21 protein-coding genes and 1 other annotated feature are annotated in these 21,731 nt (G+C 42.1%); all 21 genes read right to left on the bottom strand.

Translation table 11 applies throughout. From position 1 onward, the window contains the following. Positions 1 to 10: 10 nt before the first annotated feature. On the bottom strand, positions 11 to 319 hold the full coding sequence (rpsJ, locus tag CSV63_RS05090) for a 30S ribosomal protein S10 (RefSeq protein ID WP_085427465.1): 309 nt from the start codon (positions 317 to 319) through the stop codon (positions 11 to 13). Positions 320 to 684: 365 nt separating this feature from the next. Beyond that, positions 685 to 1,872, bottom strand: coding sequence for an elongation factor Tu (gene tuf, locus CSV63_RS05095; protein WP_099694831.1), 1,188 nt, complete (start codon positions 1,870 to 1,872; stop codon positions 685 to 687). Between the two features lie 115 nt (positions 1,873 to 1,987). Then, on the bottom strand, positions 1,988 to 4,066 hold the full coding sequence (gene fusA / locus CSV63_RS05100; RefSeq protein WP_099694832.1) for an elongation factor G: 2,079 nt from the start codon (positions 4,064 to 4,066) through the stop codon (positions 1,988 to 1,990). A gap of 47 nt (positions 4,067 to 4,113) precedes the next feature. Then, complete coding sequence (rpsG, locus tag CSV63_RS05105) at positions 4,114 to 4,584, bottom strand: 30S ribosomal protein S7 (protein WP_099630534.1); 471 nt, start codon at positions 4,582 to 4,584, stop codon at positions 4,114 to 4,116. A 35-nt stretch (positions 4,585 to 4,619) separates the two neighbouring features. After that, entirely contained in the window at positions 4,620 to 5,039 is a 420-nt protein-coding gene (rpsL, locus tag CSV63_RS05110) for a 30S ribosomal protein S12 (protein WP_085132019.1), read from the bottom strand. 296 nt (positions 5,040 to 5,335) lie between these two features. Then, positions 5,336 to 8,929 (bottom strand): DNA-directed RNA polymerase subunit beta', encoded by a 3,594-nt coding sequence (rpoC, locus tag CSV63_RS05115; protein ID WP_099694833.1) that lies wholly within the window; start codon positions 8,927 to 8,929, stop codon positions 5,336 to 5,338. 175 nt (positions 8,930 to 9,104) lie between these two features. Beyond that, positions 9,105 to 12,650: a DNA-directed RNA polymerase subunit beta gene (gene rpoB, locus CSV63_RS05120; RefSeq protein WP_199203604.1), complete on the bottom strand. Its 3,546-nt coding sequence runs from the start codon at positions 12,648 to 12,650 to the stop codon at positions 9,105 to 9,107. 220 nt (positions 12,651 to 12,870) lie between these two features. Beyond that, positions 12,871 to 13,473 carry a class I SAM-dependent methyltransferase gene (locus tag CSV63_RS05125; protein WP_099694835.1) on the bottom strand — a complete coding sequence of 201 codons (603 nt, stop codon included), beginning with the start codon at positions 13,471 to 13,473 and terminating at the stop codon, positions 12,871 to 12,873. 87 nt (positions 13,474 to 13,560) lie between these two features. Further along, the gene (gene rplL / locus CSV63_RS05130) at positions 13,561 to 13,920 is read right to left on the bottom strand and encodes a 50S ribosomal protein L7/L12 (protein WP_099694836.1); all 360 of its coding nucleotides are present in this window, start codon (positions 13,918 to 13,920) and stop codon (positions 13,561 to 13,563) included. 67 nt (positions 13,921 to 13,987) lie between these two features. Continuing rightward, entirely contained in the window at positions 13,988 to 14,488 is a 501-nt protein-coding gene (gene rplJ, locus CSV63_RS05135) for a 50S ribosomal protein L10 (protein WP_099630529.1), read from the bottom strand. 30 nt (positions 14,489 to 14,518) lie between these two features. Then, positions 14,519 to 14,657 (bottom strand) — a sequence feature (ribosomal protein L10 leader region). A 43-nt stretch (positions 14,658 to 14,700) separates the two neighbouring features. Then, positions 14,701 to 15,399: a 50S ribosomal protein L1 gene (rplA, locus tag CSV63_RS05140; RefSeq protein WP_099694837.1), complete on the bottom strand. Its 699-nt coding sequence runs from the start codon at positions 15,397 to 15,399 to the stop codon at positions 14,701 to 14,703. A 121-nt stretch (positions 15,400 to 15,520) separates the two neighbouring features. Next, positions 15,521 to 15,946, bottom strand: a complete 426-nt coding sequence (gene rplK, locus CSV63_RS05145; protein WP_029053289.1) for a 50S ribosomal protein L11 — start codon at positions 15,944 to 15,946, stop codon at positions 15,521 to 15,523. A 170-nt stretch (positions 15,947 to 16,116) separates the two neighbouring features. Further along, positions 16,117 to 16,653, bottom strand: a complete 537-nt coding sequence (gene nusG / locus CSV63_RS05150; protein ID WP_099630597.1) for a transcription termination/antitermination protein NusG — start codon at positions 16,651 to 16,653, stop codon at positions 16,117 to 16,119. Between the two features lie 106 nt (positions 16,654 to 16,759). Next, on the bottom strand, positions 16,760 to 16,945 hold the full coding sequence (gene secE / locus CSV63_RS05155; protein ID WP_099630527.1) for a preprotein translocase subunit SecE: 186 nt from the start codon (positions 16,943 to 16,945) through the stop codon (positions 16,760 to 16,762). 56 nt (positions 16,946 to 17,001) lie between these two features. Continuing rightward, positions 17,002 to 17,151, bottom strand: coding sequence for a 50S ribosomal protein L33 (gene rpmG, locus CSV63_RS05160; RefSeq protein WP_099694838.1), 150 nt, complete (start codon positions 17,149 to 17,151; stop codon positions 17,002 to 17,004). A gap of 81 nt (positions 17,152 to 17,232) precedes the next feature. After that, a complete protein-coding gene (gene sigH / locus CSV63_RS05165; RefSeq protein ID WP_099694839.1) occupies positions 17,233 to 17,871 on the bottom strand; it encodes an RNA polymerase sporulation sigma factor SigH in 639 nt (212 codons plus the stop codon). Positions 17,872 to 17,953: 82 nt separating this feature from the next. Beyond that, the gene (locus tag CSV63_RS05170; RefSeq protein WP_099694840.1) at positions 17,954 to 18,469 is read right to left on the bottom strand and encodes an NYN domain-containing protein; all 516 of its coding nucleotides are present in this window, start codon (positions 18,467 to 18,469) and stop codon (positions 17,954 to 17,956) included. After that, positions 18,466 to 19,224 carry a 23S rRNA (guanosine(2251)-2'-O)-methyltransferase RlmB gene (gene rlmB / locus CSV63_RS05175; protein WP_099694841.1) on the bottom strand — a complete coding sequence of 253 codons (759 nt, stop codon included), beginning with the start codon at positions 19,222 to 19,224 and terminating at the stop codon, positions 18,466 to 18,468. The genes CSV63_RS05170 and rlmB overlap by 4 nt, the downstream gene beginning before the upstream one ends. Then, complete coding sequence (locus CSV63_RS05180) at positions 19,221 to 19,640, bottom strand: Mini-ribonuclease 3 (protein ID WP_304442416.1); 420 nt, start codon at positions 19,638 to 19,640, stop codon at positions 19,221 to 19,223. The genes rlmB and CSV63_RS05180 overlap by 4 nt, the downstream gene beginning before the upstream one ends. A gap of 4 nt (positions 19,641 to 19,644) precedes the next feature. After that, complete coding sequence (cysS, locus tag CSV63_RS05185; RefSeq protein ID WP_099694842.1) at positions 19,645 to 21,045, bottom strand: cysteine--tRNA ligase; 1,401 nt, start codon at positions 21,043 to 21,045, stop codon at positions 19,645 to 19,647. After that, a complete protein-coding gene (gene cysE / locus CSV63_RS05190; protein WP_099630521.1) occupies positions 21,026 to 21,700 on the bottom strand; it encodes a serine O-acetyltransferase in 675 nt (224 codons plus the stop codon). The genes cysS and cysE overlap by 20 nt, the downstream gene beginning before the upstream one ends. Positions 21,701 to 21,731: the final 31 nt, after the last annotated feature.

The following is a 21,731-nucleotide window of genomic DNA, read 5'->3' on the forward strand; positions in this document are numbered from 1 at the left end:
TTTTTATGTTTTATAGTTTAATTTCGATGTCGACGCCTGACGGTAAATCAAGCTTCATAAGTGCATCCACCGTTTGTGGCGTTGGATTCACGATATCGATTAAACGTTTGTGCGTACGCATTTCAAATTGCTCACGTGAATCTTTATATACGTGAACAGCACGCAATACCGTGTAAACTGATCTTTCAGTTGGCAACGGAATTGGACCTGAAACACTAGCTCCAGAACGTTTAGCCGTCTCAACAATCTTTTCAGCTGATTGATCGATCATTCTGTGATCATAAGCTTTCAATCTAATACGAATCTTTTGTTTTGCCATTATTTTCCCTCCCTTTCGCCTATTTTCTAGACAATTCTCCACGAAAATTTTCCTTACACGCGCCATGGCAAAGCGGCCGGGTGTATCGGTAACCTCTCGCTTCATCGCAGTCAAAGACCAACATTCAACATTATACATAATATAAAAGGATTGCGCAACCCTTTTGAAGAAATTAATTTAACTTTTAATCCGTTTACTATACTATCAGCTTTTATCATGATTTGCACGTGATTTGAAGTCCGCTGCTAGACTTTACTTTCGCATTATCCTAAGGTCGTTTCAAAACACTATTTTTGAAATACAACGCTAATCTTTCATGTAGTCGAAAACAAAAAAATCCCGCCTCAATGGCGGGATCCAAAAAATTATTTTGTAATTGTTGCTACAACGCCAGCCCCAACTGTACGTCCACCTTCACGGATTGAGAATTTAGTACCTTCTTCAATCGCGATAGGAGAAATAAGTTCCACTGTCATTTCAACGTTATCTCCAGGCATAACCATTTCTACGCCTTCAGGAAGTTGAATGATACCAGTTACGTCAGTTGTACGGAAGTAGAACTGAGGACGGTAGTTAGAGAAGAATGGAGTGTGACGTCCACCCTCTTCTTTAGAAAGAACATAAACTTCAGATTTGAACTGAGTGTGTGGAGTGATTGTACCTGGCTTAGCAAGTACTTGTCCACGTTCGATATCTTCACGTGATACACCACGAAGAAGAGCACCGATGTTGTCGCCCGCTTCTGCATAGTCAAGAAGTTTACGGAACATCTCTACACCAGTTACAGTAGTAGATTTTGGTTCTTCAGCAAGACCGATGATGTCAACAACATCTCCGACTTTAACTACTCCACGCTCAACACGACCAGTTGCTACCGTACCGCGACCTGTGATTGAGAATACGTCCTCTACAGGCATCATGAATGGCTTGTCAGTGTCACGAGTTGGTGTTGGAATATAGTCATCTACTGCTTGCATTAGTTCAAGAATTTTTTCTTCCCACTCTGGCTCTCCTTCAAGAGCTTTAAGAGCTGATCCTTTGATGACAGGAATATCATCGCCAGGGAAGTCATAATCAGAAAGAAGTTCACGGATTTCCATTTCTACTAATTCAAGTAGTTCTTCGTCATCTACCATGTCACATTTGTTCATGAAGACAACTAGGTAAGGAACACCTACTTGACGTGAAAGAAGAATGTGCTCACGAGTTTGTGGCATTGGGCCATCAGCAGCAGAAACTACTAGGATTCCGCCGTCCATTTGTGCAGCACCAGTGATCATGTTTTTAACGTAGTCAGCGTGACCTGGGCAGTCAACGTGTGCGTAGTGACGCTTGTCAGTTTCGTACTCAACGTGTGAAGTACTGATTGTAATTCCACGCTCTTTTTCTTCAGGTGCGTTATCAACGTCAGCGTATGACTTTGCTTCTCCACCTTGTGCTTTAGAAAGAACTGTTGCGATTGCAGCAGTCAAAGTTGTTTTACCATGGTCAACGTGACCAATTGTTCCTACGTTTGCGTGCTCCTTGGAGCGGTCAAATTTTTCTTTACCCATTTTAGAGATCCTCCCTTTATTTAAAAAAATAGTTTTTTAATATGGAAGCCGAAAGTATTCCTTCGACTATCCACATCTTACAAGTATTGCTTAAAAGAAACAAGGATGAACTTTATTATTCACCTTTGTTTTTCTTGATTACTTCTTCAGCGATAGACTTTGGAAGTTCCTCGTAGTGATCGAACACCATTGAGAATACTCCACGTCCTTGTGTGTTTGAACGTAGAGAAGTTGCATAACCGAACATTTCAGCAAGTGGAACCATTGCACGAACTACTTGTGCGTTACCACGAGCTTCCATACCTTCTACACGGCCACGGCGTGATGTGATATCACCCATAATGTCGCCCATGTATTCTTCCGGAATTATAACTTCTACCTTCATTGTTGGTTCAAGAATTACAGGATTACATTTTGATGCAGCATTTTTCAACGCCATTGATGCAGCAATCTTAAATGCCATTTCGTTGGAGTCAACGTCATGGTAAGATCCGTCATACAGACGTGCTTTGACATCAATTAAAGGATATCCAGCTAAAATACCGTTATCCAATGAATCACGAATTCCTGCTTCAACTGCTGGGATGTATTCACGAGGAACAGAACCACCAACAATATTATTAACGAATTCGAATCCTTTTCCTTCTTCGTTTGGACCGAATTCAATCCATACGTGACCGAACTGTCCACGTCCACCTGATTGACGAACGAATTTACCTTCGACTTCAGCTGACTGACGGAATGTTTCGCGGTAAGAAACTTGTGGCGCGCCCACGTTTGCTTCCACTTTAAATTCACGGCGTAAACGGTCGACGATAATATCCAAGTGAAGTTCACCCATACCCGCGATGATTACTTCTCCTGTTTCTTGATCTGTGTGTGCACGGAATGTTGGATCTTCTTCTTGCAGCTTAGCAAGAGCTTGGCCCATTTTATCTTGGTCCGCTTTTGTTTTCGGTTCAATCGCTACAGAGATAACCGGCTCTGGGAATACCATTGATTCAAGAATGACCAATGCTTTCTCATCACATAGTGTATCTCCAGTAGTTGTGTCTTTCAAACCGACAGCAGCAGCAATTTCACCCGCGTGTACTTCAGAAATCTCTTCACGGCTGTTTGCGTGCATTTGAAGAATACGTCCTACACGCTCACGCTTGCCTTTTGTAGAGTTTGCTACGTAAGAACCAGCTTGAAGAACACCAGAGTAAATACGGAAGAATGTAAGTTTACCTACATAAGGATCCGTCATAACTTTAAACGCCAATGCTGAGAATGGTGCTTCATCAGATGATTCGCGCACTTCTTCTTCTTCAGTTTCAGGGTTGAAGCCCATCATTGGAGGTACATCAAGTGGTGATGGTAGGTAGTCTACTACCGCATCTAGTACTAGTTGTACACCTTTGTTTTTGAAAGCAGTTCCACAAACTACAGGATAGAATTCAACTGCCAACGTAGCTTTACGAATAGCTGTCGTAATTTCTTCTATAGTAAGTTCTTCACCGCCAAGGTACTTCTCCATAAGATCTTCATCGAAATCTACAATAGCTTCAATTAGGCTCTCACGGTATTTTTTAGCTAGTTCAAGATGTTCAGCAGGAATTTCTTCCACTGTCGTATCTGTTCCTAGATCATTAGGATACATAGTTGCCTTCATTTCGATTAAGTCGATAATTCCTGAGAAGTTATCTTCCGCACCAATTGGCAATTGAATAGGGTGTGCATTCGCTTGTAGGCGGTCACGTAGTGTTCCTACTGAATAAAGGAAGTCAGCACCCGTCTTATCCATTTTGTTTACGAATACGAGACGTGGTACTTTATAGTTTGTCGCTTGGCGCCAAACTGTCTCTGTTTGTGGTTCAACACCTGATTGTGCATCAAGTACCGCTACAGCACCATCCAATACGCGAAGTGAACGTTCAACTTCAACAGTGAAGTCTACGTGCCCCGGTGTATCGATAATGTTTACACGGTGACCTTTCCATGCTGCAGTTGTTGCAGCTGAAGTAATCGTGATTCCACGTTCTTGCTCTTGCTCCATCCAGTCCATTTGTGATGCACCTTCGTGCGTTTCACCAATTTTGTGGATTTTACCTGTGTAAAAAAGGATCCGCTCAGTTGTCGTTGTCTTACCAGCGTCAATGTGAGCCATGATACCAATGTTACGAGTATTCTCTAGTGAGAACTCTCTAGCCATTTTGTAATCTCCTTCCGTTTCGGATTACTGCTATTGTTTATCCGACCTTACCAGCGATAGTGAGCGAATGCTCTGTTGGCTTCAGCCATTTTATGCATTTCTTCACGGCGTTTAACAGAAGCACCTGTGTTATTTGATGCATCAAGAATTTCATTCGCTAGACGTTCTTCCATTGTTTTTTCTCCACGTGTACGTGAATAGTTCACAAGGTAACGAAGGCCTAGAGTCGAACGACGTTCAGGGCGTACTTCAACCGGTACTTGATAGTTAGCTCCACCTACGCGGCGAGCACGCACTTCAAGAACTGGCATTACGTTATTTAAAGCTGCTTCGAATACTTCGATTGGTTCTTGTCCAGAACGTTCTTTAATAATTTCGAACGCTCCATAAAGAATCTTTTGAGAAGTACCTTTTTTACCGTCTACCATCATTTTGTTGATAAGGCGGCTTACAAGCTTGGAATTATAAATCGGATCAGGTAGTACATCACGTTTTGTTACTGGACCTTTACGAGGCATAATTAGTTCCTCCTTTCAATATTGTTAGTTTTGTATTACTTCTTAACTTTGGGCTTTTTAGCTCCATACATTGAACGGCTTTGCATACGGCCAGTAACACCAGCTGTATCAAGTGCCCCACGTACGATATGGTAACGAACACCCGGTAAGTCTTTTACGCGTCCTCCGCGGATTAGTACCACACTGTGTTCTTGCAAGTTGTGGCCTTCACCTGGAATATATGCGTTTACTTCCAATGTATTAGTTAAACGAACACGAGCATACTTACGTAGCGCCGAGTTCGGTTTCTTAGGAGTCATAGTACCAACACGTGTACAAACACCTCTTTTTTGTGGTGAGTTCACGTTTGTCATAGACTTTTTAAAGCTGTTATAGCTTTTTCCTAGAGCCGGAGACTTAGAATTTTCCGTTTTCGATTTACGAGGTTTACGGACTAATTGATTAATTGTAGGCATCAGGTTGTTCCTCCTTCCAAGTTTTTTATAATACCACACACCCAGGTGGTTCATTTTTAAGTAAAAACAAAGTTTTTGTGCGTGCACACACAAAAACGGGTGACAGTAATTCCAAAGATCCTTGCTTACTGTTATTTTATAATGATGATTGCTTATCGCCTTGTACTTATTCGAAAGAACTTTTTCTTCCTTTAAAGTTAACGGTCAACAACTATCAACCTTTTGTATATTATCATCTCTAGAATAACTTGTCAACGAATTTAAGAAAATAAACGGGAGCGATGTCCCGTTTATTTTTATTCAGCTGTAATAGTCTCTTCTACTTCATCGTGTTGCATTTTTATTTGGCGGTATCTCTGCATTCCAGTACCTGCAGGGACCAATTTCCCGATAATAACGTTTTCTTTCAGACCTAGCAAGTCATCTGTTTTACCTTTAATTGCTGCATCTGTAAGAACTCTTGTCGTCTCCTGGAATGATGCGGCTGACAAGAATGATTCTGTTTCAAGTGAAGCTTTCGTAATTCCGAGAATTACCGGACGTGAGGTAGCTGGAACTTTGCCTGCCAACAACACCTTTTCGTTCGCTTCAGAGAATTGGTGAATGTCCAATAATGAACCTGGAAGAAGATCAGTATCTCCCGCTTCAATTACTCGAACTTTACGAAGCATTTGACGTACCATCACTTCAACGTGCTTATCACCGATCTCTACCCCTTGCATACGGTAGACTTTTTGAACTTCTTTCAAGAGATACTCTTGTACAGTGGAAACGTCTTTTACAACGATCAATTGTTTAGGGTCAATAGAACCTTCAGTAATAGTTTGCCCACGCTCAACTACATCGCCTACTTCTACTTTTAAGCGCGCATTGTACAACGTAGGATATTTACGTGTTTCTACTTCACCTTCAATAGTAATTTCTTTCAGGCCTTCACGGATTTCATCAATTTCAATAACAGTACCTGCAATTTCAGAAATAACCGCTACACCTTTCGGATTACGAGATTCGAAAATTTCCTGAATACGTGGAAGACCTTGCGTAATATCGTCTCCGGCAACTCCACCTGTGTGGAATGTACGCATCGTTAACTGTGTTCCTGGTTCTCCGATAGATTGCGCTGCAATGATTCCCACTGCTTCCCCTACTTCTACCGTTTCTCCAGTGGCTAAGTTGATACCGTAACATTTTTTACATACGCCGTGCTTTGTATTACATGTAAATGCAGAACGAATCGTCACTTCTTCGATCCCAGCTTGAACTACTATGTTCGCTATATCCGCAGTAATCAATCCGTTTTTCGCAAGAATGACTTCACCCGTTTCCGGATGTTTGATAGTCTTCTTCGTGTGACGACCTTCAATACGTTCAAACAATGTTTCGATCATTTCATTTCCTTCGGTTAATGCAGTAATTGCAAGACCACGGTCTGTTCCGCAATCTTCTTCACGAACGATAACATCTTGTGCTACGTCTACGAGACGACGAGTCAAGTAACCTGAATCGGCAGTCTTCAATGCTGTATCGGCAAGACCTTTACGTGCACCGTGTGTAGAGATAAAGTATTCGAGTACTGTCAGACCTTCACGGAAGGAAGATTTGATCGGAAGTTCGATAATCCGTCCAGCCGGGTTGGCCATTAGTCCACGCATACCCGCAAGTTGTGTAAAGTTTGATGCGTTACCACGGGCTCCGGAGTCACTCATCATAAAGATCGGGTTTTCAATATCCAATGAATCCATTAGCTTATTCTGAATGATATCCTTCGCATGGCTCCAATAAGAGATGACTCGATCATAACGCTCTTCTTCGGTAATTAACCCACGTCGGAACTGCTGTGTGACTTTATCAACTTTTTCTTGTGCCTCATTCAAAATTTCTGCTTTATTCGGCAAGACCACGATATCGGAAATACCGATTGTAATTCCAGCACGAGTAGAATATTTAAATCCTAGGTTTTTCATTCTATCCAACATTCTAGAAGTTTCTGTAATGTGGAAACGACGGAAGATTTCCGCGATAATTTCCCCAAGGATCGCTTTTTTGAACGGCGTGATTAGCTCTGCTTCCTGCAAGTGTTCCTTAACATTTACTGTTCCGTCGATAAAGTACTTGTCAGGTGTTTCTACCTGTAAGTTATGATTCGTCGGTTCGTTGATGTACGGGAACGATTCCGGTAATATCTCATTGAAAATGATTTTACCTACAGTCGTTAACAATAGCTGACTGTTTTGTTTATCCGTAAACGTTGGATTGTTAAGACTTCCAGCTTGAACTGCGATACGTGAATGTAAGTGAACATGTCCTGTTTGATAGGCGATTAACGCTTCATTCGGATCACTAAACACAGAACCTTCTCCAGCCGCATTTTTTCGCTCGACTGTTAAGTAATAGTTTCCAAGAACCATATCCTGCGACGGGGTTACAACTGGTTTTCCGTCTTTCGGGTTCAAAATGTTTTGAGCAGCTAGCATCAATAGACGGGCTTCAGCTTGAGCTTCGGCGGATAGTGGTACGTGAACAGCCATTTGGTCACCATCGAAGTCAGCGTTGTAAGCTGTACATACGAGCGGGTGCAACGTAATTGCGCGTCCTTCGACCAGTATCGGTTCGAATGCCTGAATCCCCAGACGGTGAAGTGTCGGTGCTCGGTTAAGAAGCACTGGATGTTCTTTAATGACGTCTTCTAATACATCCCATACTTCGGAATGAAGACGTTCAATCTTACGTTTCGCACTTTTGATGTTATGCGCCAAGTTACGTTCTACTAATTCTTTCATAACGAACGGCTTAAATAGCTCGATCGCCATTTCCTTAGGCAGACCGCATTGGTACATTTTCAAGTTAGGACCTACTACGATAACCGAACGACCAGAATAGTCTACACGTTTACCAAGTAAGTTCTGGCGGAAACGCCCTTGCTTACCTTTCAGCATATGAGAAAGTGATTTCAACGGACGGTTTCCTGGACCCGTTACAGGTCTTCCACGACGACCATTATCTACAAGTGCATCTACCGCTTCTTGAAGCATACGCTTCTCGTTCTGAACGATAATGCCAGGTGCTCCTAGATCCAATAGACGCTTTAGACGGTTGTTCCGGTTAATAACTCTACGATAAAGATCATTCAAGTCAGATGTTGCAAAACGCCCTCCATCTAGCTGTACCATAGGACGCAATTCAGGGGGTATGACTGGAAGTACTTCAAGTACCATCCATTCCGGACGGTTTCCAGAGTTACGGAAAGATTCCACGACTTCTAGACGTCGGATCGCGCGTGTACGACGCTGACCTTGTACCGTTTTCAACTCTTCTTTTAACGAATCTGTTTCTTTATCCAAGTCGATTGCACGTAGTAGTTGCTCGATTGCTTCCGCTCCCATTGCAGCTTGGAATTTAGAACCATATTTTTCACGGTACAAACGGTACTCTTTCTCAGAAAGCAATTGCTTGCGTTCAAGTGGTGTATCAGCCGGTTCGACAACTACGTAAGATGCAAAGTAGATAATCTCTTCCAATGCACGTGGTGTCATATCCAAAATCAAGCCCATACGGCTCGGAATTCCTTTGAAGTACCAAATATGTGTGACAGGTGCTGCAAGCTCAATGTGTCCCATTCGTTCGCGACGGACTTTTTGACGCGTTACCTCTACGCCACAACGATCACAAACAACGCCCTTATAACGGACTCGCTTATATTTACCACAGTGACATTCCCAATCTTTTGTCGGACCGAAGATTCTCTCACAGAATAATCCGTCTTTCTCAGGCTTTAATGTACGGTAGTTAATCGTTTCAGGTTTCTTTACTTCGCCATACGACCAAGAACGAATCTTGTCAGGTGAAGCAAGGCCAATTTTCATATACTCAAAATTATTAACATCTATCAAGGAGCCAACCTCCCTTTAGTCTAATCGCCATAACGGCTTATCAGTCAACTTAACTTGTAGTAGTACATTCATGTAAGACATTCTTCTTACTGAATAAAATAGAAGAGGGTGCTCGAAGCCCTCTTCTATTCATTTTTGTTTGTTTTATTTACATTTCAGATCAGTGCTATCTTCTCTAGGCGATCGGTTGATCTTCTTTAATCAAGTTCAATGCGTCAGTTGGTTGCAAATCTTCTTCGTCATCTAAATCACGTAACTCAATTTCTTCGAAGTCTTCTGTCAACATCTTCACGTCTAACCCTAAACTTTGAAGTTCTTTGATTAGTACTTTAAATGATTCCGGTACACCTGGTTGAGGTACGCTATCACCTTTGACAATCGCTTCGTATGTTTTCACACGTCCTACGACGTCATCGGATTTGACTGTTAAAATTTCTTGCAATGTATAAGCGGCACCGTATGCTTCTAGCGCCCATACTTCCATTTCCCCGAAACGCTGTCCACCGAACTGGGCTTTACCGCCGAGTGGTTGCTGTGTAACGAGTGAGTATGGTCCAGTAGATCGTGCGTGCAACTTATCATCTACCATGTGGGCAAGTTTGATCAAGTACATAACGCCGACTGATACACGGTTATCAAATGGTTCACCTGAACGGCCATCGTATAGCATGGTTTTACCGTCACGGTCCATTCCCGCTTCTTCCATTGTAGCCCAAACGTCTTCTTCGTTCGCACCGTCAAATACAGGAGAAGCAGTGTGAATACCTAGACTGCGTGCAGCCATACCAAGATGCATTTCAAGAACCTGTCCGATATTCATACGGGACGGAACACCAAGTGGATTTAACATAACATCGATCGGTGTACCATCTGGAAGGAACGGCATTTCCGACTCAGGTAAGATTCGGGAAATAACACCCTTATTACCGTGACGTCCTGCCATCTTATCTCCAACAGAGATTTTACGCTTCTGTACGATATATACTCGTACTAACTGGTTTACTCCTGGAGATAGCTCATCGCCGTCTTCACGGTTGAAGACTTTGACATCCAGAACGATTCCGCCTGCTCCATGAGGGACACGTAATGAAGTATCACGGACTTCACGTGCTTTTTCCCCAAAGATCGCATGTAGAAGACGTTCTTCCGCAGTCAATTCCGTAACTCCCTTAGGCGTTACTTTACCGACCAAGATATCTCCATCTCGTACTTCTGCACCGATACGAATAATTCCTCTGTCGTCCAAGTTGCGTAATGCATCTTCTCCGACGTTTGGAATATCACGCGTGATTTCTTCTGGCCCAAGCTTAGTATCACGTGCCTCCGATTCATATTCTTCAATATGAACAGACGTGAATACATCATCTTTCACCAGACGCTCACTCATGATAATCGCATCTTCGTAGTTGTAACCATCCCATGTCATGAACGCAGTTAGAACGTTACGTCCAAGCGCAAGTTCTCCCTGTTCCATCGATGGTCCGTCCGCAAGAATATCAAGTGGTTTGACACGGTCGCCAACTTTCACAATCGGACGTTGGTTATAGCAAGTTCCTTGGTTCGAACGAATGAATTTAGATAAACGACAAACAACAAGGTCACCCTTGACTTCTTTACCGCCCACTTCTTCAATACGACGAATACGAATTTCCTTAGCTTCTACGTGTTCTACGATACCGTGGTATTTAGAAACAACAGCTGCTCCTGAATCACGTGCAGAAATGTGCTCCATACCTGTACCCACTAATGGTGCTTCGGGATTTAACAAAGGAACCGCTTGACGTTGCATGTTCGCACCCATCAATGCACGGTTAGAGTCATCATTTTCTAAGAAAGGAATACATGCAGTAGCTGCTGATACAACTTGCTTAGGTGAAACATCCATATAATCCATTTGTTCACGGCGGAATACAGTGTTATCCCCTTGGAAACGTCCCACGACGCCTTCATTCGTAAATGACCCGTCTTCCTCAAGCAACGCGTTTGCTTGTGCCACTACATAGTTATCTTCAATATCTGCTGTTAAATAATCAATCTGTGACGTAACGCGACCCGTTTCTGGATCTACTTTACGATATGGAGTCTCAATGAAACCAAATTGATTTACTTTCGCGAATGTAGACAACGAGTTAATCAGTCCAATGTTTGGTCCCTCTGGCGTTTCAATCGGACACATACGACCATAATGAGAGTAGTGAACGTCACGAACTTCCATTCCTGCTCGCTCACGAGTCAAACCACCAGGTCCTAGTGCAGATAAACGACGCTTATGTGTCAATTCAGCCAATGGATTGGTTTGGTCCATGAACTGAGATAGCTGCGAGCTACCGAAAAACTCTTTAATTGATGCAATAACAGGACGAATATTGATCAATTGTTGAGGTACTATAGATTGCGTGTCATTGATAGACATTCTCTCTTTAACCACACGCTCCATACGGGAAAGACCGATACGGAATTGGTTTTGGAGTAATTCACCAACAGAACGCAAACGACGATTACCAAGATGGTCAATATCATCTGTGTTTCCTACACCATGCAAGAGGTTGAAGAAATAACTTATAGAAGCAACGATATCTGAAGGGGTAATATGCTTAATAGACTCGTCTACTTCAGCGTTAGAAATGACATTAATCACTTGTTTTTCTTCACTTTTTGGCGCGTAAATCTTTAGCGTCTGAATAACCATTGGCTCTTCCAATATAGACCCTACATGTTCGATCGATTCAGTATTGATACCTTGAGATAAAAATGGTAGTAATTTATCCAATGTACGTCGGTCGATCAGCTGATCCTTTTCCACTAAAATCTCGCCTGTTTCAGGGTCGACAAGTGTTTCAGCAGCCGTTTGGTTGAACAGTCGATTTTGCAAGTGAAGCTTCTTATTCATTTTATAACGTCCAACATTCGCCAAATCATAGCGTTTCGGATCGAAGAAACGTGAATACAAAAGACTTCTTGCGCTGTCTAGTGTTGGTGGTTCACCTGGACGAAGTCGCTCATAGATTTCAAGCATCGCTTTTTCTGAAGTCTCGGTATTATCTTTTTCTAATGAATTCCGTAAATATTCATTATCGCCGATTAAATCGATAATTTCTTGATCAGTAGAGAAGCCTAATGCACGCAATAAAACAGTGATTGGCAACTTACGAGTACGGTCGATACGGACATGTACTACATCTTTTGCATCTGTTTCATACTCAAGCCACGCTCCACGGTTCGGAATAACAGTAGCGCCAAATCCTCGCTTACCATTTTTGTCCGTCTTATCATTGTAGTAAACACTTGGCGAACGAACGAGCTGTGATACAATAACACGCTCAGCCCCATTAATAATGAATGTTCCATTTTCCGTCATGAGCGGGAAATCTCCCATGAAAACGTCTTGTTCCTTCACATCGCCGGTTTCCTGGTTATGAAGACGTACTTTTACACGAAGTGGTGCGGCGTATGTCACATCGCGCTCTTTTGATTCGTCTACTGGATATTTGGGATCACCCAGTTTGTAATCGATAAATTCCAAGGACAAGTTACCTGTGAAATCCTGGATAGGAGAAATATCCCGAAACATTTCACGTAACCCCTCTTCTAAGAACCACTCATAAGATGCCGTTTGAATTTCAATCAAATTTGGCAAATCGAGTACTTCTTTGATTCGCGCGAAACTCCTACGCTGACGATGTTGACCATACTGAACTAAATGACCTGTCAACTCATTCACCCCTCATTAAGACAATATTAGTTTTTGCAAAATCAGAAATTCCGCTGTGACTTCGAAAAAACAAAAAGAAAACGAGTTCCGACAAGAGCTCATTTTCGATTTCACAATCTTTATCCAAACATCAATATGCCTTTTCCTCTACTACATCACACAAAAGGGCATACAGCTGCAATATAAACATTTATGCATTTAACAATGCTACTATAAGATATCGATCCTGTCAAACTTTTTTCGCTACCAAAATAAAGTAGCCTTTTTTCTTGGCAACTGTGTCCACATTACCAAACAACTTCTTCAAGTAGTCTATCGTGGATGGAGCCCCTTGTTTCTTTTGAATAACGACCCATAGTTCGCCACCTAAAGCCAACTTTTCATAAGCACCGTCGTAAAATGAAAAGACTGTTTGCTTACCTGCTCTAATAGGAGGATTTGTTATAATCGCAGCAAAGCCATCAGATTGTACTTGATCAACTCCACTACTCTCATAAATTTGTATATTACCGATCTTGTTTTGTTGGGCATTTATTTTAGAAAGCGCTAACGCCCGCTCGTTAACATCTACCATATGGACAAGCCGTTCAGGGAAATCCGACGCAATGGACAACGCAATCGGTCCATAACCGCACCCTATTTCCAAGAAGTCTCCCCCGACGGACGGTAGTTTAAACGTCTCAGCGAGCAATTTTGATCCTTCATCTACACTACCTTTACTAAATACGCCAGCATCTGTCGTAAATAAAAAAACTTTGTTACGAATCTCAGCCTTCCACTGCTTGGGGGCACTTGAAACTTGAGGTTTTTTTGAGTAATAATGCTCTCCCATATATACACCTCCCGCGTAGAGTTACATTCTCTATATATGAAGAAAAAAGCCCGTCAGATAGACGGGCTTTTCTCAAGGAAGTAGAAATTACTTAAATTCTACAGTTGCGCCAACTTCTTCAAGTTTAGCTTTCATTTCTTCTGCTTCTTCTTTAGATGCTGCTTCTTTAACAGCTTTAGGAGCTTCGTCTACAAGAGCTTTAGCTTCTTTCAAGCCTAGGCCAGTGATTTCACGAACTGCTTTGATAACTTTAATTTTTTGATCTCCAGCTGATGCAAGGATTACATCGAATTCAGTTTGCTCTACAGCCGCTTCCGCAACTGCTCCAGCTGCTGCAACAGGTGCTGCTGCTGTTACGCCGAATTCTTCTTCGATTGCTTTAACAAGGTCGTTTAGTTCAAGAACTGTCATTTCTTTGATTGCGTCTAAAATTTGTGCATTAGTCATTTTAAGTTCCTCCTGGAAAGTTGTATTTAACCGGCTAGTTTTTTCCGGTCACAGTTAAGATGCGAAATTAAGCACCTTGCTCTTCTTTTTGTTCTGCAACTGCTTTCGTAGCAAGTGCAAAGTTTCGTACTGGCGCTTGAAGAACGCTGAGTAGCATAGATAGTAGACCATCGCGAGACGGTAGAGTAGCCAATGCTTTCACATCTTCAGCTGATGCAACGTTTCCTTCGATCACACCCGCTTTAATTTCAAGCTTGTCGTTCTTTTTAGCGAAATCATTTAAGATTTTAGCCGGCGCTACTACGTCTTCTGTAGAGAAGGCGATAGCGTTTGGACCTGTCAAGTTTTCGTTCAAACCTTCTAGTCCTGCAACTACCGTCGCACGACGCACCATTGAGTTTTTATAAACTTTGAACTCGATGCCCGCTTCACGAAGTTGTTTACGCAGTTCTGTAACTTGTGAAACCGTAAGACCACGGTAATCGACAACTACTACAGATGCTGCTGATTGCAGTTTGTCAGCAACTTCTGACACGACCGCTTGTTTAGCTTCTAAAATTTTGCTCATGTTGACACCTCCTGGTAATTAGGGTCACTTATACCGATATAAAAAGCCCTCAATGTCTAAGACATGAGGGCAGAAAAGTCGTCATCTTTTAAAAAGAGCGTCTTGTCCTCGGCAGGAGCATTAAGTGGCAAGCCACACCTGCTGTCTTCGGTACAAATGGTTATCATCATAACAAGCGTAATCTTAACAGATCACTATATGCTTGTCAATTATTATTTAACAGTAACGCTTGACGGGTCTATTTTTACAGCAGGACCCATAGTTGTCGTAACGTTTACCGATTTCATGAATGTTCCTTTTGCTGATGCAGGTTTAGCTTTTTGAATCGTTTCAAAGATCGTCAAGAAGTTTTCTTCTAACTTCTCGTTATCGAAAGAAACTTTACCGATTGGTGCATGGATAATTCCCGCTTTATCCGCACGATATTCAACTTTACCAGCTTTAATTTCTTCAACAGCTTTTGTTACGTCAAATGTTACAGTACCTGTTTTCGGGTTCGGCATAAGTCCTTTTGGTCCAAGTACGCGACCAATCTTACCAACTTCGCCCATCATGTCAGGTGTAGCAACGATTACGTCGAAATCAAACCAACCTTGTTGAATTTTAGCAATCAATTCTGCGTCGCCTACATAGTCTGCGCCTGCAGCTTCTGCTTCTTTCACTTTATCACCTTTAGCGAATACTAATACGCGTTGAGTTTTACCAGTACCGTTTGGAAGTACTACAGCTCCACGGATTTGCTGATCGTTTTTACGAGTATCAATACCTAGACGGAAAGCTACTTCAACTGTTGCATCAAAATTAGTAGTAGTTGTCTTTTTAGCAAGTTCAATTGCTTCTTTCGTAGTGTATGTAGCTGTACGATCTACAAGCTTCGCTGCATCTACGAATTTTTTACCTCTTTTAGCCATCAGAATTTTCCTCCTCATTTGTGGTTTTAACGGATTAAACCTCCCACTTAATGAAGGCTGCGAATCTCATTCGACCGCAGCCTTCACCTTCAAACAATTGCTGTATTATGAAAAACCAAAATCAGTCTTCGATTTTGAATCCCATACTGCGAGCAGTACCTTCGACCATTGCCATCGCCGCTTCAACTGACGCCGCGTTTAAGTCTGGCATCTTTTGTTCTGCGATTTCTCTAACTTTATCACGCTTAACTGTAGCAACTTTGTTTTTATTAGGCTCACCTGAACCCTTTTGAACGTTTGCTGCAACCTTCAGCAATACTGCTGCCGGCGGAGTTTTTGTGATGAATGTAAACGAACGGTCCTCGAATACCGAGATTTCAACTGGAATAATTAGACCAGCTTGATCTGCTGTACGAGCGTTAAATTCTTTACAGAATCCCATAATGTTAACACCTGCTTGACCTAATGCCGGCCCTACTGGTGGTGCTGGATTTGCTTTACCAGCTGGAATTTGCAATTTCACTACTTTAGTAACTTTTTTAGCCACGAGACACACCTCCTTAAGTCCGTGATGTGGTAATTGGGTTGCCCCTCCCACTCAAATATGTGCCTGCCGACGACGTCGGTAGAATTGGTTAATCCGTACAGACTAGGTCTGACCTTTGAAATGATACCACCATTACACAGATTTTGCAAGAGGAAAATTCCCATTGCCCATCAATCCATTTTTTCTACTTGGTCGAACGAAAGCTCCATCTTCGTTTCGCGTCCGAACATATCGACACTTACGACAACTTTACCTTTGTCCATTTCAATCTCTTCCACTTTACCTTCAAAGTGTGCAAATGGTCCTTCTAGCACTGTTACACTTTCGCCTACCCCAAAATCGATATCTACACGTTGTTCCTTCATACCCATTTGCTTTAGGATGAACTCTACTTCTTCCGGCAACAACGGTGTAGGCTTCGCCCCACCACCTGATGAACCGATAAATCCAGTAACACCTGGTGTATTGCGAACAACGTACCAAGAGTCATCTGTCATGATTAATTCAACCAAAACATAGCCTGGGAACGTTTTACGCATAACTGTTTTCTTTTTACCGTCTTTAATATCCGTCTCTTCCTCTTCAGGAATGACGACACGAAATATCTTGTCTGACATGCCCATTGTCTCGACACGCTTTTCAAGATTAGCCTTTACCTTGTTCTCATAACCTGAGTACGTATGCACAACATACCAATTTTTATCCATTTCCATGACATTGAGGACTATGCGTCCGTCCCTCCCTTAAAATAAAGCTGAAAAAACCCGTTCTTTCATCAAAACGGGATATTCTCACGCTATTCATACTTCATTTTCACAGACCTGTATACCATTTCATTACTCCGGAGATACCTAGATCTACTACGAAGAAATAGATAGCCATGAATATGACCGTTGAAATAACAACTACAGTATACTTTGTTAATTCTTTACGTTTCGGCCAGCTGACTTTCCGCATTTCCGAAACGACTTTTTTCAAAAAATCGGTAATCTTGCCCATTCTTCTCCAACCCTTCCGAATGACATAGTGTTCCGACGCGAACTCTATGTAACTGGTCAAATGGTTTGCTTATGCAATGTATGTGCATTGCAATGACTGCAAAACTTCTTTATATTCATTCTTCCCTCACAGCTGTTGTTGCCAGCGGGCAAAGAATAGTTTCGCGAACCACATATCTCACAGCTTAAAGTTATTTTTTTCGACATTTCAATTCACCTAATTCAAGACAATAGTCTCGCTAAAGAGTATCATTTAACTAACGATATGTCAATTTACTATTGATATATTTAGCGTACCAGATCCATTGCCATCGAGTTTTCTAGTTTACGCTTAATCCGTTGCAAAGCATTATCTATTGATTTTACTTGACGATTAAGCACTTCGGAAATTTCCCGATAGGATTGACCTTCTAAGTACAATGTTAATACTTCTTTTTCCAATCCACTCAACACTTTGTTCATCTCTTTTTCCATGAATACGAAATTTTCTTTATGGATGATTAAATCTTCAGGGTCATCTAACGTAGACCCCGATATGATATCCAGCAACGTTCGCTCATGTTCTTCATCATACATCGGCTTGTCCAACGAAACAGATGTATTAAGCGGAATATGTTTTTGACGCGTGGCAGTTTTAATAGCTGTAATAATTTGCCGCGTCACACACAATTCAGCGAAGACTTTAAATGAGCTTAATCTATCAGGACGGAAATCACGTATCGCTTTATAAAGTCCAATCATTCCTTCTTGCATGATATCTTCACGATCTCCACCAATAATAAAATAGGTTCTCGCTTTCATTCGGACAACCGGTTGAAATTTGGTTATTAAAAACTCTAATACATCCGAATTCCCTAAATGGATCAATTCCACCATTTCTTCATCAGATAGTTTAGAATAATCGTTTTTACTCTTCGCATTTTCCATGATCCGCACCAACCCCTCCACCCCAGAGTACTAATTGGTTTTATATGTCAGTATAGACGTGGTGATTTTTCACGTCAACTACTCATTTTCTACCACGTCTCATTTTTTCGAATTCTGCTGCCACTTCATCCGTCAGAGGAATCTTTGATAGAGGCCGTTGTTCTAGTGAATCTTTTAACTTTTGCGCAATTACACGATCCACTTCTTTCATAGCAATTTCCAACTCTCGCGCAGAGATGCGAAGTGCACCCTGGGCAAACACTACCCATTGTTCTACAAGATCTGAAGTTGCTACATGGATTTGTGTCAAGCGATTGGATAATTCGGAAACCAATTTTTCAATTCGTTCATCCGCCGTTTCATTCTCTCTTGTAAAGACGACTTCCACGCGGTATTGTTTTTTTCGTTTCTCTATACCCGGTGCCAGGTGGGCATCAAATATTACGATGACACGCCATCCCTTGTTGGCCTGAAATTCAGCCATCCGCTCAATAAGTCGATCACGCGCTTGCGCAAAATTTTCTTGTTTTAGTTGTTGTAGTTCAGGCCACGCACCGATGATATTGTATCCATCAACGAGTAGCACATCTTTTTTCATGATGTAGCCTGGGCGGATTGACGCTTTCGTAGAACTTCATACATCAATAATGCCGCCGCTACCGAAGCATTTAAAGACGTAACTTCTCCGACCATCGGCAACCTATAAAGGAAATCACATCTTTCTCGTAAAATGCGTGACATGCCTTTTCCTTCGCTACCTATAATGACAGCTAAAGGTAACGTAGCATCCATATTGCGGTAATCAGTGGAATTGGATGCATCTGTCCCCGCAATCCACACCCCTCGTTTCTTTAGCTCATCCACAGTTTGGGACAAATTATTTACCCGCACAACTGGTATATGTTCAATCGCACCTGTTGATGCTTTTGCTACCACGCCTGTCAATCCAACAGCGCGTCTCTTCGGAATGATGATGCCATGTACACCCGAAGCGTCTGCTGTTCGTAAAATAGACCCAAGATTATGTGGATCTTCAAGCTCGTCAAGAATGATAAAGAACGGATCTTCTTGCCTTTCTTTAGCGATTGCAAATAAGTCTTCCAGCTCGGCATAATCGTAAGCAGCAACCGAAGCGAGAATTCCTTGGTGACTCAGATCCGTCATACCATCTAATTTCTGCTTCGGTGTCGTCTGCACAACTACCCCCGCTTCTTTAGCAAGCTTTATAATCTCGCCGATACTTTTTTTATTCACACCTTCTGCCACCCAGATTTTATTCAACTGCCTACCAGAACGCAATGCTTCTACGACAGGGTTTCTTCCACCAATCAATTCCACTTCTGACTCTGTCATGCTTTTTCCTCCTCAGGATGCTCCACTAGTCGAATCGCCATCTCGATCAGTTCAGCCAGACGCTCTTGCCGATCCAATAAATGTACATACCCGAGGACCGCTTCGAATGCAGAGCTGTAATTATACGTAGTAACATCAGTGTTTTTAGGGACGGATCCCGCTTTCGCATTGCGACCACGTCGCATTACCGTTAATTCTTCTTCCGTGAGAAGTTGTTGATCTCTCATCGTCAGGATAATTCGTGCCTGTGCTTTTGCAGAAACAAAGCGTGTAGCTTCCTTATGCAAAATTTGTGGTTTTACACGTCCACAGCGTAGTAAATGCTCTCTAACCGCTGTTTCATATACAGCATCTCCCATATAAGCAAGTGCTAGTGCATTGAGTTGTTTAACGTCTATTTCACGTAAATTCCCCACACGGTTACCCTCTTTTCCAGCGAGTACCTTGCGCTGTATCTTCTAAAATAATTCCTCGTACTTTTAATTCATCACGAATTTCATCCGACCGTGCAAAATCACGATTCTTCCGAGCCTCAAGACGTTCTTGAATCAATTTATCCACATCACTATCCATCAATTCATCAGTGCTTTCAAAAGGCAAACCAAGTACACCCATTAATAGATCCAACGCATCGATGAATTGCTGAAGAGTGTGGCGGTCTGTATTTTTCTCAAGCAAGTACACGTTCGCCTGTTTGGATAGTTCAAAAATTGACGCAATTGCATTAGCAGTATTAAAGTCATCATCCATCGCTTTCTCAAATGCGTTAATTTGTTCTTGGATCTTATTTGACCATGACTCGGAACTTTCCGCCAGGTCTGCCGAAATAGATAGGCGGTGTTGCAAGTTGCTGTACGAAGTTTGGATCCGTTCCAATCCATTCGCCGCGCTCTCTACGAGTTCCTGCGCAAAGTTAACTGGATGACGATAGTGCACAGACAGCATGAAGAAACGTAGCACCTTCGGGTCGATTTGTTTCCGAATTTCATGTACCAAAATAAAATTACCTAATGACTTCGACATTTTTTCGTTATCAATATTGATATAGCCGTTATGCATCCAATAGTTGGCGAAGGTTTTTCCCGTAGCCGCTTCAGACTGCGCAATCTCATTTTCGTGATGCGGGAATGTTAAGTCTTGCCCACCTGCGTGAATATCGATAGTGTCCCCAAGAAGTTGCTTAGCCATTACCGAACATTCGATATGCCACCCTGGACGACCCGTACCCCACGGACTATCCCATGAGATCTCTCCCGTTTTCGCTGACTTCCAAAGCGCAAAATCAAGAGGATCTGTTTTGATTGCGTTCTCTTCCACCCGTGCACCTACTTTTAATTCATCAATAGATTGATGTGAAAGTTTCCCGTATCCTTCGAATTCACGTGTACGGAAATAGACATCTCCATGGGACTCGTAGGCAAATCCTTTGTCGATTAGAACTTGAATGAACTCCACAATGTCCTGAATATGCTCAGTTACTCGAGGATGCGCTGTCGCTTCCTCACAGCCGAGAGCACTTACATCTTCGTGATATGCCGCAATGAAACGGTCGGTTAATTCTCCGACCTCTTCATTTAATTCATTTGCTGCTTTAATGATTTTGTCGTCTACGTCTGTGAAATTCGAGACATAATTCACTTCATATCCACGATATTCCAAGTAGCGACGAATCGTATCAAAAGCAATGACAGGACGAGCGTTTCCGATATGAATATAGTTGTAAACGGTCGGTCCACAGACATACATTTTAACTTTTCCTTCTTCTATCGGAATAAATTTTTCTTTCTTACGTGTCAATGTATTATAAAGTTGAATGCTCATGTAAATCTCCCTTTTTTTCATTCATGGTTTCCAACTGCTGAGTACGTAGCTTTAACTCCTGAATTTGCTTTTCCAATCGCTTGATTTCATCCGAAATAGGATCTTGCGTAGAATGATCCAGTTTACTATTTACACGTACTCCATTGGAAATAACGATTTTTCCTGGTATCCCAACTACTGTAGAGTTGGGAGGCACTTCTTTCAATATGACCGAACCCGCTCCTACCTTACTGTTCTCACCAATCGTGATGGAACCAAGTACTTTGGCACCCGATGCAACCAATACATTATCACATAGCGTCGGATGTCGCTTGCCGCCTTCTTTACCTGTTCCCCCTAGTGTAACTCCTTGGTAAAGTGTCACATCATCGCCAATTTCACATGTTTCCCCTATTACTACACCCATTCCATGATCAATGAATAGACGTCTGCCTATTACTGCTCCAGGATGAATTTCAATTCCCGTAAAGAATCTGCTAACTTGCGATACTACACGAGCCAAGAAACGAAGATTACGCTTATAAAACACATGCGCAATACGATGCATCCAAATGGCATGCAACCCCGAATACGTTAAGATTACTTCAATTGTGCTACGAGCTGCCGGATCTTGATCGAAAATACACCGAATATCTTCTTTCATACGTTTGAACAATGAACTTCCCCCTTTTTTCTTCTTTCACATG

Source organism: Sporosarcina sp. P34 (assembly GCF_002743375.1).
Taxonomy (GTDB): domain Bacteria; phylum Bacillota; class Bacilli; order Bacillales_A; family Planococcaceae; genus Sporosarcina.

What these genes read in the sequence shown, in the direction of transcription:
- rpsJ (WP_085427465.1), bottom strand. Translation starts at nt 319, where the DNA reads ATGGCAAAACAAAAGATTCGTATTAGATTGAAAGCTTATGATCACAGA.
- tuf (WP_099694831.1), bottom strand. Translation starts at nt 1,872, where the DNA reads ATGGGTAAAGAAAAATTTGACCGCTCCAAGGAGCACGCAAACGTAGGA.
- fusA (WP_099694832.1), bottom strand. Translation starts at nt 4,066, where the DNA reads ATGGCTAGAGAGTTCTCACTAGAGAATACTCGTAACATTGGTATCATG.
- rpsG (WP_099630534.1), bottom strand. Translation starts at nt 4,584, where the DNA reads ATGCCTCGTAAAGGTCCAGTAACAAAACGTGATGTACTACCTGATCCG.
- rpsL (WP_085132019.1), bottom strand. Translation starts at nt 5,039, where the DNA reads ATGCCTACAATTAATCAATTAGTCCGTAAACCTCGTAAATCGAAAACG.
- CSV63_RS05125 (WP_099694835.1), bottom strand. Translation starts at nt 13,473, where the DNA reads ATGGGAGAGCATTATTACTCAAAAAAACCTCAAGTTTCAAGTGCCCCC.
- rplL (WP_099694836.1), bottom strand. Translation starts at nt 13,920, where the DNA reads ATGACTAATGCACAAATTTTAGACGCAATCAAAGAAATGACAGTTCTT.
- rplJ (WP_099630529.1), bottom strand. Translation starts at nt 14,488, where the DNA reads ATGAGCAAAATTTTAGAAGCTAAACAAGCGGTCGTGTCAGAAGTTGCT.
- rplA (WP_099694837.1), bottom strand. Translation starts at nt 15,399, where the DNA reads ATGGCTAAAAGAGGTAAAAAATTCGTAGATGCAGCGAAGCTTGTAGAT.
- nusG (WP_099630597.1), bottom strand. Translation starts at nt 16,653, where the DNA reads ATGGATAAAAATTGGTATGTTGTGCATACGTACTCAGGTTATGAGAAC.
- secE (WP_099630527.1), bottom strand. Translation starts at nt 16,945, where the DNA reads ATGGGCAAGATTACCGATTTTTTGAAAAAAGTCGTTTCGGAAATGCGG.
- rpmG (WP_099694838.1), bottom strand. Translation starts at nt 17,151, where the DNA reads ATGTCGAAAAAAATAACTTTAAGCTGTGAGATATGTGGTTCGCGAAAC.
- sigH (WP_099694839.1), bottom strand. Translation starts at nt 17,871, where the DNA reads ATGGAAAATGCGAAGAGTAAAAACGATTATTCTAAACTATCTGATGAA.
- CSV63_RS05170 (WP_099694840.1), bottom strand. Translation starts at nt 18,469, where the DNA reads ATGAAAAAAGATGTGCTACTCGTTGATGGATACAATATCATCGGTGCG.
- rlmB (WP_099694841.1), bottom strand. Translation starts at nt 19,224, where the DNA reads ATGACAGAGTCAGAAGTGGAATTGATTGGTGGAAGAAACCCTGTCGTA.
- cysS (WP_099694842.1), bottom strand. Translation starts at nt 21,045, where the DNA reads ATGAGCATTCAACTTTATAATACATTGACACGTAAGAAAGAAAAATTT.